Raw genomic sequence first — 14,739 nt, forward strand, 5'->3', positions numbered from 1 at the left:
CTGTTGAAAGGCCGCAGGCCAAAGATCATAAATACACTATATCTCCTCAAAATGCTCCTCCTCCAATCGCTCCCGCTCCACATTTAACCCACTTTGAAGTTCATCAAATTTCCTTCGAAGCTCTGTTAGCATTTCGATTTGCTGATTTTCATATTTTCGGGTAAATAATACAAAGATCGTGTGGTTTGAATAAAGATATAGATGTTTGAAGTCATGCGTTATTTTCTTTGCATTTCCCTTAAGATTCGTATTTTCTGAGATATATAACCATGATAATTCACTGCGTAGCTCCTGATGCCTGTTCCTGATAAAATTTATATCAACAGTTTTATCTATATTCATCTGCTGCGCAATCTGAAAAAGCTCTTTAGCATCCTGCATGATGGTGATTACCCGACCAATAGTAATTAACTGCGCCATCCTTAATTCGAATTTGATCTGGGCAGCTTTTCTCTTCTGTTCCAGTTCGAACCTGAGTTGCTCTAATTCAAGCGTTACCGTTGCATTCCTGGTACTTATACTTCTGGCAGACACCAGGCTGATAACCCCAACAACACAAGACGCAGTAGCAGTAACTATGGCAATGATAACCGGCGCTTCCATAATATTTAAATTGATCGGGACTTTTATTATTTACCAGAGTCCAAAGCAAGCGAATCATAACAAAATATTCGCAGAATTAACGAATGCTTTTCCATTTAGCGCTCCCGCCCAATCAAAGGAAATTCTTCCCGGGATTTTTCAATTTCAAATAATTTCCTACATTCGTATTGATCGCGTTTAATCTGTAATTCCACCAATCTATTCATCCAGGGTCTGCCCTTTTGTATTTTATCACCAAAATTTTAGCTGATATAGTGAACAAGGTATATGAAGCTGACGAGGTTTTGCTTGAACGCGTGGCCCATGGCGATCAGGCAGCATTTACCCAATTATTCAATGCCTGGTATCCATACCTGGATTCCCATATTTTTCGTGTAACCGGCTGTAAACAACTGACCGAAGAAATAGTGCAGGATGTTTTCCTAAAAATATGGCATAACCGCAGCGCATTGTTGGATGTAAAACAGTTCAAACCCTACCTGCTGGTAGTTTCACGTAATCATGCCATCAATGCATTACAGAAAAAAGCCCGGGAATTCAGCGCACTCGAACGCTATAGCATAGAAAACGGACAACCGGCAGATGCCGCTGAACCTGATGCTGACTTATATGAACTGATAGATGAAGCCATAGATCAGTTGTCGCCCAGGCAAAAAGAAATTTACCTGCTGCACAGACACCAGCGGTTTACCTACCAGCAGATTGCTGCTCAGTTAAACATCAGCAGGGAAACAGTTAAAACACACCTGGAAACAGCCACCAGACACATTTCCAGGCATGTACAACTTAAACTGACCTTAGCGATTACCATCATTTCTCTTCTCAAATAATCATCTGTCAGAAAAAATATATAATTTTTTTCTGTACCCCCCTCCCCCTTTTTTACGTGTTTGTTTGTCCTGTATATGAATAGTGGACTATGGAACAACAGCAGCTACAGGAGTTATTCCGCAAATATTACAATAATGAGATCAGCCAGGAGGAACGATCCTTGCTCATGGAATACTTATCCCATGCGGCCCCGGAGGCATTGGGCGATCTGATTACAGCAGAAGGTTTGCAACTGGACGATATACATCCGGTGACATCTCCCGTAAAAGCACAGGAAATGCTGGCAATTATTTTACAGTCAGCTTCCCCTGCAGCTGCCCGCCGGGGATGGTGGAAATATGCCACCGCTGCTGCCGCTGCTGCCGCTATCCTGACAGGAATCGTTGTTACAACGCTTACCTTTAAACGTAGCAGCCATCCTCCGGAAAGAGTGGCTACCCTGCAAACCAATATCCAGCCTGCCAATGAAAAAGCTACGCTGATACTGGGCAATAATACCACGGTAACGCTGGATACTGACGCCAGCGCAACACTGCCACAGCAGGGCAATACCCAGGTAAGATTACAACAGGGGCAGCTGCATTACGAAAGTAACGGCAACGCACAACAGCTGGTATACAATACACTGAAAACAGGCAGGGGCAATCATTTTACCATCCGCCTCTCCGATGGCACCCAGGTATGGCTTAATTCCGCCACCAGCCTGGAATTCCCGGCCACCTTTGGAAAAACGGAACGTAGCGTAAACATCAGCGGAGAAGCCTATTTCCAGGTAGTTCCCGATGCCACCAGACCTTTCCGTGTACATATCACCAATAAAGGGACCATAGAAGTTTTAGGAACAGCGTTTAACATAGCAGCATATAAAGACGACGATAAAAGTGCCACCACGCTGATAGACGGCGCTGTAAAAGTTAGCAGCGGCCATTCACAACAAGTACTTTCACCCGGACAGCAGGCTGTCATCAGCCACCAACCAGACATCCTGCTGAATACGCATCCGGACCTTTCCCAGGTACTCGCCTGGAGAAACGGCTATTTCAAATTTGACAATACCAGCGTATCATCTCTGATGAAAGAAATTTCCAGATGGTATGATGTAGACATCGTTTACAAGGGACAACCATCAGAAGACGGCTTCACGGGCACCATTTCACGGAATGTGCCATTGGAGAAAGTGCTGAAGGTACTCGACCTGAACGGCGTGCATTGTTCTATTAACGGCAAAGTTATTACAGTAACGCAATAACCACATTCCCCCGAAATAAAAATGGCCGGCAGTGTTCCAGCACTGCCGACCTGTGATTGGGCGGATGTAAACATTTGAGGATCTACATTTTTCACCGAAATCAATCAAAATTATGCTATTAAAAGCGAAATTTTATGCCCCGCCGAAAAAACGGGGGCTTACCTCCAAAATACTGCTCGCCATGAAGTGGTCAATCGTCCTGAACCTGGTACTATGCCTACAAATCAGCGCCAAATCTTATTCTCAGAATATCTCTATTTCTGAAAACAAAATCGCTATAAAAACGCTCTTCAAAAAGATTGAGCAACAAAGCAGTTACCAGTTCTTTTTTAAAGAGAAATTATTGCAGGATACCCATCCGGTAGATGTTCACGTAGCCAATGCTGACATCAAAACATTGCTGAGTAAGTACCTCCCCCAACAAGGCCTCACCTTTGAAATCGTTGATAAAATTGTGGTCATAAAACCGGCGGAGAATACATCCCCATTCCTGCAGCCACTCACCCCGGAAAACATCCGTCAGCTGCTGCAAGGCACTGTTAAAGATGAAGATGGTCAGCTGCTGGTGGGTGCCACCGTGCGCATTCAAAGCTCCGGCAAAGGTACGACCACCAACACGGAAGGCAGGTTCACGCTCGATATACCAACGTCGCCGGCTATACTGGAAATCTCTTTTCTTGGATATGAAACACTGACAGTGCCCTATACCGGCCAGCAAGCACTATCTATCACCTTAAAGCGCAAGGGTTTTAAGGCAGATGAACTGGTAGTAGTAGGTTATGGTACCCAGAAAAAAACACAGCTCATCGGTTCTGTTTCCCAGGTAACTGGTAAAGATATCAATAACAGACCTGTGCCTAACATCACACAGGCACTCACCGGCCAGATGCCAGGCGTTAGCGTTATCCAGCGTACTGGTGCCCCCGGATCAGCCGGTACCATCCAGATCCGTGGTGTAGGCTCCTTCGGTGCATCTACTGAAGCACTGGTGCTCGTAGACGGCATTCCCACCAACTCCTTTAATGATATTGACCCCAACGATATCGAGAGTATCTCTGTACTGAAAGACGCTTCTTCCGCCGCTATCTATGGCGCCAGAGCCGCCAACGGCGTAGTACTCGTGACTACTAAAACCGGTGGCAAACAGAAAATGAAAGTCAGCTATAATGGCTATGTAGGTATGCAAAAAATAACGGCCACACCTGATTTTGTGAATTCCTGGGAATATGCACAGATGGTCAACGAAGCACAGCCCGGCTCCTATACCGCAGACCAGATCGCTAAATTCAAAGATGGCTCCGATCCCGACAACTACCCAAACACCAACTGGATCGACGCTACCTTCAAGAAGCACTTCATGCAAACAGGCCATAACGTCAGCCTGTCTAACGGTAACGACAACACGCAATACATGCTCTCGCTCGGGTACCTCAACCAGGATGGTGTGGTAGCTAAAAACGATTACAAGAAATACAGCGCAAGATTTAACCTGCAATCCAATATCACCTCTACGCTGAAACTCACGACCAGGCTTTCATATATCCAGTCGAACCTGGAACAACCCAACACCCCTGCTACGCTGGACGCCACCAGCATGACAGACATCATCTCCAGTGTGGTGCGTACCAATGCCACCTTCCCGATCAAACTCAGCAACGGTAGCTGGGGCGCAGGCGTAGTAAACAAAGGCAATCCCGTATCATGGCTGAACAGCGCCTCATTCTATAAAGACAGGGAGTCTGACCTGAATGCCAACGCACGCCTCGACTGGTTTGTGATCCCCGACCTGAAACTCTCTGCCATCGGTGGTTACACACAAACGCAGGGACAAACAAAAAATTTCCTCGCTACACAACAGATCAACAGCACCGTCTTCCTTTCCCCCTCTTCTCTGACAATGGGTACAGGATATCGTCAATATAAAACAGTACAGGGCCTCGCCGAATACAACAAAGCCATCAAACAGCACGAAATCGCTGTGCTGGCAGGATATGCGTTTGAGCAATGGAATACAGAAACATTGAGTGCCGGCAGGTCTAACCTGCCCAGCAACGACCTGACAGAACTACCACTCGGTGATGTGGCTACGCAAACCAATGGAAGCAACAACGAAGTTTCCGCCCTGAGATCCTTCTTCGGCCGCATCCAGTATAACTTCGCGCATAAATACCTCTTCGAAACAAATATGCGTTATGACGGTTCATCCCGCTTTCCGGCAAATAAAAAAAATGCCTTCTTCCCTTCTGCCGCAATAGGCTGGCGTATCTCTGAAGAAGAATTTATAAAAGATAAAATCAAATGGCTGAACGAGCTTAAAATTAAAGGCTCTTACGGTACCCTCGGCAACCAGAACATCGGCACCTACCCTTACCAGAATACCCTGACAACCGGCTACAACTATGCCTTTGGCGGTGTTGCCAGTCCAGGCGCCGTACGCCTGACACTAAACGATACTACCCTTCACTGGGAATCCACCCGCACCAAAGACATCGGCATCGATGGTGCCCTCTTCAACAACAAACTTACTTTCAGTGCCGCCTGGTTCGACAGGTACACCTATGATATCCTGGTTAAACCTTCCGGTAGTGTATCCGCCGTTCTGGGTACTGCTATTGGTTACCAGAATTCCGGAAAACTGCAGAACCGCGGCTGGGAATTTACCATCGGCCATAAAAATCATGTTGGTCAGGTCGATTATTTCGTCAACGGCAATTTCTCCATTACAAAAAATAAAGTACTCGACCTCGGCGTGGGCAACGTAGTACAGCCGAACGGGCTGGTAGGCAATGGCAGCAATATTTTCATCGGTTACCCACTCAACTCCTACTATGGATATGTTGCTGATGGCCTGTTTACAGACGCTGCTGACGTGGCAGCATGGCAGCAGAATAACAACATGACTGCTATCAGTCCATCCCCTAAGCCTGGTGATATCCGTTATAAAGATATCAGCGGCCCCGGTGGCAAACCTGATGGAAAAGTTTCCGCCGACTATGACCGCGTTGTACTTGGTTCTACCATTCCTAAATACAATTTTGGCGCTTCACTCGGTGCAGCCTATCATGGCTTCGACCTCAGCATGATGTTGCAGGGCGTTGCCGGTGTAAAAGGCCGCCTGGACGGCTATGCAGGCTATGCATTATACAGCAACGGCAACGTACAGCGCTGGCAGATGGATAACCGCTGGACAGCTGACAATCCAAACAGAAACGCAAAATATCCTCGTATGGAAATCATCAGCAACCAGGGTACAGGCAATACTTTAACCTCCTCCTACTGGCTGCTCGATGGCTCTTATCTGCGTCTGAAAAATGTGCAGCTGGGTTATACCTTCTCCAAAGACCTGCTGAAAACGATCAACATCAGCAGTGTGCGCATTTTCGCGGCAGGAGAAAACCTGCATACCTGGAGCCATTACCGCAAAGGATGGGACCCTGAAATCAATACCGGCGGCGCCTATTACCCTATCCTTGCCAACTACACCGTGGGCCTGAACGTCACTTTCTAACCGACAAAATTGCTTATCATGACGACTATTCATAAAAAATATACATCGCTGACAACAACAGTTTTACTGTTGCTGCTACTTGCCATAAGTGCCTGCAAAAAAGACCTGGATACCTCTCCCCTTACCACTTACTCCAACGAAACATTCTGGACCAGTGAGCAAAATGCCATGATTGCCTTAACAGGTGTTTACAGAGGAAATATCCAGATGAACAAGGCTGCAGAATTCACTGCCACCGACTGGTGGTCGTATTACGGGCTGCTGTTCCAGGAGTTTGCGTCCGACAATGCCTACGACCGCCGTGGCGATAATTCCGCCATTAACCGTCTCAGTAATGGCACCATGACCAATGATCTTGGTGTCCTCGGTGAATACTGGTCGGCCAGCTATACCCGTATTGCAAGAGCCAATTACTTCCTGGAGAATGTGGCCAAAACGCCTGTATCAAAAGATAAACTCGCCCGCCTGACAGCAGAAGCCCGCTTCCTGCGTGCCTGCACCTATTTTTACATGTCGCAGTTCTGGCAGTCGGTACCCCTTGTAACCCGCTCGCTGTCTGCATATGAAGCCAACCACGTTTTAAAGGCGCCCAAAGATTCCATCGTTCAGTTTGTGATCGATGAATTAAATGCCGCCGTGGCAGATCTTCCGCAATACAAAGACCTTGCATCAACAGAGCGTGGCCGTGCCTCCAAGCAGGCTGCCCTGGCTTTTCTCGGAAGATTATATCTCTCAGAAAAAAAATATGCACAGGCAGCCAGTACCTACAAACAGATCATCGATTATAACGACAACATCATTGACCCGGACTATGCGGGCCTTTTTAACGGCAGCAATGAAACCAGCAAGGAGATCATCTTCGCTACGCAATATGTAGTGGATTATGGCTCCAATGCCATGTTACAGCATATGTACCCGGCAGTAGCCGGCGGCTGGCACCTGTATTGTCCGCTGGGAAGCCTGGTAGAATCATATGAATTCAACGACGGCACCCCATTTTCGTTTACTGATGCCCGTTACAACCCGAATGATCTTGGTGCCGGCAGGGATCCCAGGCTGAAACTGAATATCCTGTATAACGGGAATTTATTTAAAAACCTGCGCTATGTATCACATCCGGATTCCGTCAGCAGCAGCGACCAGCTGACTACCACCAAACAAGCCACCAGAACAGGCTTCTGTATCAGGAAATATAACAGTGAAACCTTCACTGGCGACCTGCAGAACTCAGGCATCGACCTTCCCGTGATCCGCTATGCAGAAGTATTGCTCAGTTACCTTGAAGCTAAACTGGAAGCCGGAGATGCCATTGACCAGTCGTTACTCGATGCTACCATCAACAAAGTACGTGGCCGTGCAGCAGTGAATATGCCACCGGTAAAGGTTACAGACGCCGCTACCCTGCGGCCTGTCCTTCGCCGTGAGCGCCGCAACGAACTCGCCATGGAAGGCCTCCGTTACTGGGACCTCCTGCGCTGGGGTATTGCCGCCCAGGTATTAAAAGGTGATTTCTATGGCGCTCCATTCCCGAACGCAAAGAACCTGCGTAAGAATGCCGCCGGCACCGTAGACCCTTATAGCCGCTGGTACGTCACCAGCAAGGCTTTCAGAGCAGGCACAGATGAAAAATGGCCGGTACCGCTGTCAGAAGTAAATATCAATCCAAAGTTGCAATAACTCAGCAATAAGCATATGAAAAGATTGTATCTGTTCACAGCAGGGATATTCTTCCTGCTGGGAACCACCACCAGACTATCCGCGCAGCAAAAGCCCAACATCATCGTCATTTATGCCGATGACCTGGGCTATGGCGATATCAGCTGCTATGGTATGAAAAGAATTCAGACGCCTAACATCGATCAGCTCGCCCGGCAGGGTGTACGCTTTACCAATGGCTATGCTACCAGTGCTACGTGTACACCTTCCCGTTATGGTATACTCACCGGCCGTTACCCGTGGCGGCAGAAAGGCACCGGCATCGCTCCCGGCGATGCGTCCCTGATCATACCAACAGACCATAAAACGCTGCCAGGGATGCTCCAGGATGCCGGATACCACACCGCAGCCATCGGCAAATGGCACCTGGGCATAGGAAATCCGGGTACCACCATCGACTGGAATACCGAACTGAAACCAGGCCCCAACGAAGTAGGGTTCAACTACTCCTTTATCATGCCGGCAACGCTCGACCGCGTGCCCTGCGTTTTCGTGGAGAACCACCATGTCGTCAATCTCGACAAAAATGACCCTATCACCGTCAGCTATAAACATAAAGTAGGCAACGATCCTACCGGAAAAGAAAATCCGGAAAAGCTACGTATGCGCACAGATCCCCACCAGGGTCACGACCAGACCATCATCGACAGTATCAGCCGCATCGGCTGGATGACAGGAGGCAACAGCGCCAGGTGGAAAGATGAAAATATCGCAGGCATCATCACACAAAAAGCCATCAGCTTCATCGGAGAAAATAAAACGAACCCATTTTTTATCTACTTCGCCAGCGGCGATATCCACGTACCCCGCTACCCTAACAGTATGTTCAGAGGTAAAAGCGGTATGGGACTCCGTGGTGATGCCATCCTGCAGCTCGACTGGACAGTAGGCCAGATCGTTCATGCACTGGATTCCCTCGGGCTGACACAAAACACCATGATCATCTTCAGCAGTGATAATGGACCTGTTCTCAACGACGGCTACCTCGACCAGGCAGTTGAACTCGTTGGCAGCCATAAGCCCGCAGGCCCGCTCAGAGGCGGTAAATACAGCAGCTTTGAAGCCGGCGCACGCGTTCCGCTGATCGTTAAATGGCCTGCCACTATTAAAAAGCCGTCCGTTTCCAATGCCCTGATAGGCCAGATAGACTTCTTTTCATCGCTGGCAAAACTCACCGGTCAGCCTATCGCGAATGATGATGCACCGGACAGCTTCGATATGCTGCAACAACTGCTGGGAAAATCGGGTAAGAGTCGCCCCTATATTATCACACAGGGAAATGCACTCGCACTCATAGAAGGAGATTATAAATATATCACCCCTTCCAATGGCCGTAAATATGCCGATGAGGTTCAGATCGAAATGGGTACCGATCCGGCACCACAGCTCTATAATATTAAAAAAGATGTATTCGAGAAAGACAATCTCGCAAAAAAAGATCCCACAAAAACCAATGCCATGGCTGAAAAGCTAAAAGCAGTATCAGCCGCTGAAAGCAGCAGGTAAACCTGTTTTTCCGCCATTCAAAAAGCCGTCTCTACGCAGTAGAGGCGGCTTTTTATTTTCACCATTGACGCTTATCCCCTCTTCAAACTAATTTCTTTTCAGGATACGATGCCAGAAATCCGCGACTTTCCTTAATTTAGGGCGTCAACGATACCTAAATAGATTCGCCGTTATTCCACGTACCTTATACCGCAATACGGTATAACTATTATGCTTATACGATGCATTCAACCAACATGCCACTGTATTCAAAAATGATACGCTGCTGTATTATAGCAATGCTATTATGCTTCTGTATTTCCACCAGCGTGCAGGCACAGCGCCCTGTACACATCAACCACACCACAGCAGAGTATATTTTCACCAATGATGAAATCAGCTGGCTGGAAGACCCCGCCGGCACCATGCAGTTTAAAGAGGCCCGCTCCCGCGATGCAGCAGGTGAATTTCAAGCCAACACCAGCTACTATCCCAAAAATACAGACCAGCAGTCTGCATACTGGTTTAAGGTACATGTGATCCTGGGTGATTCCATAGAAAAGAAGCAAAGCATCATTGAGTTTTTTGATCAGACTATCGATGATATAACGATTTATCTCCCCGATGCCAATGGCGAATATATCGCGGCACATTCCGGGGCAGCAGAGCAATTCCGCCACCGCCTTTACCAGCACAAGAACTTCGAATTCCAGGTGCCTGATCTGTCGAAAGGCGATTATACCTATTACGTGCGGGTGAAGTCGCTGAATGAAATCAACTTCATCATGGTATACCGCACGGCAGAGCGTTTCATCAACTATGCCCTCGTGGAATATATCACCTATGGGTTGTTTTATGGTATGATACTCGTTTTCTGTTTTTATAACCTCCTCATGCTGATGGCCACCGGCCTCAATCACTACCTGTATTATGTACTGTATATTGTTAGTGTGGGCGTTTATGAGATGAGCACAGATGGTATTGCCTTTCAGTTTATCTGGCCGGGTACACCCGGACTAAATGTATACATGTATGGCATCTCCCTATATTGCATGAGTATATTTGCACTCATCTTTGCCAGAACATTATTGCGTGTAAAAAGACAAAGTCCTTTCCTATACAGGCTTTTGAACGGGATCATCGTTATACGGACCGTATTCTTTATCGTTTGCCTGTTTTTCAGAAAAGAATGGTTTATCTACAAATTTCTTGATTTCATACCACTCTTCGCAGCATTTATTGCCGGTATCATTATCTGGTACAAGGGCTTTAAGCCGGCACGCTTCTTTGTGTTGGGCTACGCCCTGCTCTTTCTCGGCGCTATCGGAAAATTAATCAATGTGCTGGGGCTGATCAGCGGAAACCTGTCTGTAGCGGCACATTACAGTATGGTATTTGGATTTGTTATGGAGATGATTTTGCTATCTTTTTCCATCGGCGACCAGGTAAGACTTTTAAGAAAGGAAAAGAAACAGGCGCAGGACGATGCCTTTTTTCACATGCAGCATCATCTCAAACTACAGGCATCTGCCAATCAGCTACTGGAAGAACAGGTGGCCGAACGTACCAGGCAGCTGGAATTACAATCCCAGGAAATCTACCAGCAGGCACAGGAGATCGCCCGCATGAATAAATTACTGGAGAAAGATAATGCCGAATTAAAAACGAATATTGAAAAAATAACAGATGCCAGGATCACCTCTGCGGAGCTGACATTTGAAGAATTCAGCCAGAAATATCCCGATCAGGAAAAATGCTACAGCTTCCTGGCAGACCTGAAATGGAGCAAAGGATACTCCTGCAAAAAATGTAATTACAATAACTTCAGCAAAGGCCGCAAACCATTCAGTCGCCGCTGTAATAAATGCGCCTATGAAGAATCTCCGATGAACGATACTATTTTTGAAAATAACCGTATACCGATCAACAAAGCATTTTACATCGTATACCTGGTGTTTACTACCAAAGGGAATATATCGTCTTACCAGATTGCGGAAAAAACAGGTATGCGCCAGGGTACTTGCTGGGCCTATGCCGTACGAATTAAAAATCTCCTGGAGGCAGAATCCATGACTACCAGGAAAAATAAAAAAGGTAGCTGGATGGACCTGATCATGAAAGTTTAAAATTGAAACCTGGTGCCAACAGCCAGGTTAAGGGCGTGTGTAGTAGCGCCATTGAACCGGGTGGTCTGCACTGCGCCGGAATCCAGGTACAAATCATCCGTTCCGGTGCCGGTTTCCGAACGATTGTATACGCCGGATACAAGCAGTACCATGTAATGATTCAGCCGGAAAACCGTACTGAAAGACATTCTTACATCATACCCCCTGGCATACTGCCGGAAGCTCACCGGATGCTGGAAGGCAGCTATCAGGTTCCAGTCGGCCACAGCGGCATAATGCAGCTGGCCGTACTGCAGGTCGCCGGCTATTTCCAGCCAGGATGCAACCCGGTACAACCCCGATATACCTCCAATCATACCTTTCCAGCTGGTATTGTAGGTACACCTGAGATTTTTCTCACCGGCCACTGCTGCGGCGTGATCCAGCAGGAATAAATTTGCCTTGTTGATCGTATAGCCTGCAAATACCGATAATTCCAGCCTTTTCCGTTGCAGGAAATGATATCCTCCGTACAACCTGTAAGCTGATATGGAACCTTCATCGCTGTCTAAATTCGCATGATAGGTAGGCAGATGACGGTCGTTTGCTCCATAATCGTTATCTGTTGCATGTCCTGTTTTAATAAAACAGCTGGATATGTCTACCCCTGCAAACCACCGCGGGAAAGGGGTAAATCGTATCCCGCCATTTAACACAGGGCCACCCAGTGCACGCCATTTCACTTCAGACAATACATTAACCGCTGCATTACCGGCATTTCCTGCAATCGACCATTGCAGCGCCGATGTCTGATACCCACCGGATAAATCTATAGTAAGGATCTGTGCACTATCCTGCGCCTGCGCAGCCATGCAGCTTAGCAGGCACATAACTTTTAACAGCAAGGATTTCATCTTATATGAATAAGTTTACCCACCCGGCAAGGGCCTGGTGGGTAAACGTAAATGATTGGATAGGATTACTGATTTACACCAAATGCTTCCCAGCCGGAAATAGCAGTACGGGTACAGGTCATGGCCTGGGTACCGTTTTCGGAACTTACATACAGTCCGTTATTGCCACGAAGGGATATTTTACCGTCGGCATTCACCACCCAGTCAAACTTTTCCCAGTCGCCAACAGTGGTGCGGTTACAGGTAATCGCCTGTGCACCATTTTCTGATGATACATATTTGCCCATCGCCTGCAATGCAATCTTTCCGCTGCCGGCGTCGATCACGGTGAAAGTTTCCCAGCCGGATGCTGTTGCCCTGTTGCAGTTCATGGCCTGTGTACCATTCTCACTGCTAACGTACATGTTATTAAAACCTTTCAGCGTAATATTCTGTCCGATAGGCGCAGTAGTGCCGGTGCTGCCTGCTCCTGACCATTTAAACGTTGCAGACGAGCCACCAGGTAAGGTATAGGTAAATGACTGGCTGCCCCACAGCACTTTAAATGAAACGCTGGAAGAACCGGTATTATAGGCCAGCAGCACTTTTGACCCATCGCTGTTTTTAAAGGCGGTTGTCTGGATATTGCCGGAGCTGTTGGATGAAATACGTACCGCGCCTGGCTGTACGAATTTAGAAACCTGTGCAATAATATAATACCCTACTCTCCTTGTAATGGTACTGCCATCGATCGTGATAGCGCCCATAGAGTTAGAGCTGCCACCAGGTGTGTGAGGGCCACCCTGGGAGTCGCTGGCGAGGTTCCATTCCAATACGGTCCTGGACCAGTTATTAAGTGATCCGAGCACCACGTTCTGGGTATGCCAGGCGAAATCGCCGGAGAAGCTGCCGCTGGTAGAGGTATACTGTTCTGTGAAATAAACGTTCTTATTGGTAGCATTCTTTACGGTGGTCATGGCAGAGATATTGCCGCCATAGAGGTGAAATGCCGAACCATCCACATAAGTACTGTTATTGGCAACATAGGTAGGAAAATCGGTATTATCACAGTTGTGGTCATAGCAGATGATCTTACAATTGAAGCCGGCGCCACGCAGCTTAGGGCCCATATAGCTGTTAATCAGTCCCAGTTCATTTTCTTTGGTAAGGGTCATGCTGGGCTCATTGTTGGCGTTCAGCGGTTCGTTCTGCGGTGTTACGCCCCAGATTTCGATACCTTGTCCGCGCATGGCGTTCATATAATCCAGCCAGTATTGTCCGTAGCTCTCATAGTTCTCTGCCTTCAGGGTGCCGCCGGAAAAAGAGCCGTTGGATTTCATCCAGGTAGGCGCCGTCCATGGCGTGGCCAGTACTTTGATTGCCGGATTGATCGCCAGGATTTTTTTCAGGATGGGAATGGTGTACGTCAGGTCGGGGCCAGACAAGCTAAAGGAAGCGCCATCGCGGTAAGTAAAGGAATAATCACTCAGATCGGTAGCGCCGATGCCGACGCGTACCACCGACAGTCCGATACCACTGGAAGGACTGAACAGTTCATTCAACAGGGAGCTTTGCGCTGATGCCGACAGATTGCTGATTAATTTGGCACTACCCTGGGTGAGGGTGAAACCGAAACCATCGATACCCTGATAGGTAGTTCCTTCATTTACAGTAATGGTAGTACCGGAAGAACCGGCATCCGCTGCAAAGGTAACGTTGCCTTGCTGCTGCAGTAGTTTACTCTGGTCGCCGGAGGTCATCCATACACTTACCGACTCATTGGCCCTGGCAGTGGTAGTTCCCTTTGCCTCATCGGGCATATACATGTTTTTCTTACAGGCATACATGGCCAGGCATAGCATGCCCACGGCGGCAAGCCGCAGATAATTTTTCTTCATAATGTGGATTATTTTTCTGGTTATAAATTGGTTGATCAGGGTTTATGTTTCAGTGCAGATTTGCTAAGTCATAGGTGCTTTGTTTATGGTTATCGGGTACAAATAACAATTCATTATCGTGGAATTTTTAGGTAGACGTTTGTCTGGACAGATTAATTTACCAGGTGAGCTAATTTCATCGGTTATACTATTTCCCTGCTGATCAAATTTATCAAAATAAAAATCAAAAAAACAAGGAAATTTTATCACAAACAACTGATTTTCAACAGATGACAACACATGATAATTCACTTAAGGCACATGCTACGTATAGGCATAAACGTTGAAAAGCATCCGTTTAGCAGGAGAGAAATTTGTTGGTTAACGCTGCATAATACACTTAAAAAACATAATTTTTTCTCGCTGATAGCCAGCAAAAGCAACGCGTGAATCCCTTGTGAACTTATAAAAG

At 47.2% G+C, this 14,739-nt stretch carries 9 protein-coding genes; 6 read left to right on the plus strand and 3 right to left on the minus strand.

Going from position 1 to position 14,739, the window contains the following annotated elements:
* Positions 1 to 36: 36 nt before the first annotated feature.
* Positions 37 to 603 (minus strand): hypothetical protein, encoded by a 567-nt coding sequence (locus F3J22_RS25165; RefSeq protein WP_167020674.1) that lies wholly within the window; start codon positions 601 to 603, stop codon positions 37 to 39.
* Between the two features lie 254 nt (positions 604 to 857).
* Between F3J22_RS25165 and F3J22_RS25170 the strand changes: the two genes are divergently transcribed.
* The 6 genes from F3J22_RS25170 to F3J22_RS25195 all read left to right on the plus strand — a co-directional run bounded on the left by F3J22_RS25170 (position 858) and on the right by F3J22_RS25195 (position 11,518).
* Positions 858 to 1,433 carry a sigma-70 family RNA polymerase sigma factor gene (locus tag F3J22_RS25170; protein WP_167020675.1) on the plus strand — a complete coding sequence of 192 codons (576 nt, stop codon included), beginning with the start codon at positions 858 to 860 and terminating at the stop codon, positions 1,431 to 1,433.
* Between the two features lie 89 nt (positions 1,434 to 1,522).
* A complete protein-coding gene (locus F3J22_RS25175; protein ID WP_167020676.1) occupies positions 1,523 to 2,683 on the plus strand; it encodes a FecR family protein in 1,161 nt (386 codons plus the stop codon).
* A gap of 181 nt (positions 2,684 to 2,864) precedes the next feature.
* Positions 2,865 to 6,191, plus strand: coding sequence for a TonB-dependent receptor (locus F3J22_RS25180; protein WP_167020677.1), 3,327 nt, complete (start codon positions 2,865 to 2,867; stop codon positions 6,189 to 6,191).
* An 18-nt stretch (positions 6,192 to 6,209) separates the two neighbouring features.
* On the plus strand, positions 6,210 to 7,868 hold the full coding sequence (locus F3J22_RS25185; RefSeq protein WP_167020678.1) for a RagB/SusD family nutrient uptake outer membrane protein: 1,659 nt from the start codon (positions 6,210 to 6,212) through the stop codon (positions 7,866 to 7,868).
* A gap of 15 nt (positions 7,869 to 7,883) precedes the next feature.
* Complete coding sequence (locus F3J22_RS25190; protein ID WP_167020679.1) at positions 7,884 to 9,413, plus strand: arylsulfatase; 1,530 nt, start codon at positions 7,884 to 7,886, stop codon at positions 9,411 to 9,413.
* 221 nt (positions 9,414 to 9,634) lie between these two features.
* The gene (locus tag F3J22_RS25195) at positions 9,635 to 11,518 is read left to right on the plus strand and encodes a 7TM diverse intracellular signaling domain-containing protein (protein WP_240155172.1); all 1,884 of its coding nucleotides are present in this window, start codon (positions 9,635 to 9,637) and stop codon (positions 11,516 to 11,518) included.
* On the opposite strand, the gene F3J22_RS25200 is transcribed toward F3J22_RS25195, so the two are convergent.
* A complete protein-coding gene (locus F3J22_RS25200) occupies positions 11,515 to 12,411 on the minus strand; it encodes a hypothetical protein (RefSeq protein WP_167020680.1) in 897 nt (298 codons plus the stop codon). The two genes, F3J22_RS25195 and F3J22_RS25200, sit on opposite strands and share 4 nt — an antisense overlap.
* Positions 12,412 to 12,476: 65 nt before the next feature.
* Positions 12,477 to 14,288: a glycoside hydrolase family 30 beta sandwich domain-containing protein gene (locus tag F3J22_RS25205; protein ID WP_167020681.1), complete on the minus strand. Its 1,812-nt coding sequence runs from the start codon at positions 14,286 to 14,288 to the stop codon at positions 12,477 to 12,479.
* Positions 14,289 to 14,739 lie beyond the last annotated feature (451 nt).

This window comes from Chitinophaga sp. Cy-1792, assembly GCF_011752935.1.
Classification (GTDB): Bacteria; Bacteroidota; Bacteroidia; order Chitinophagales; family Chitinophagaceae; genus Chitinophaga.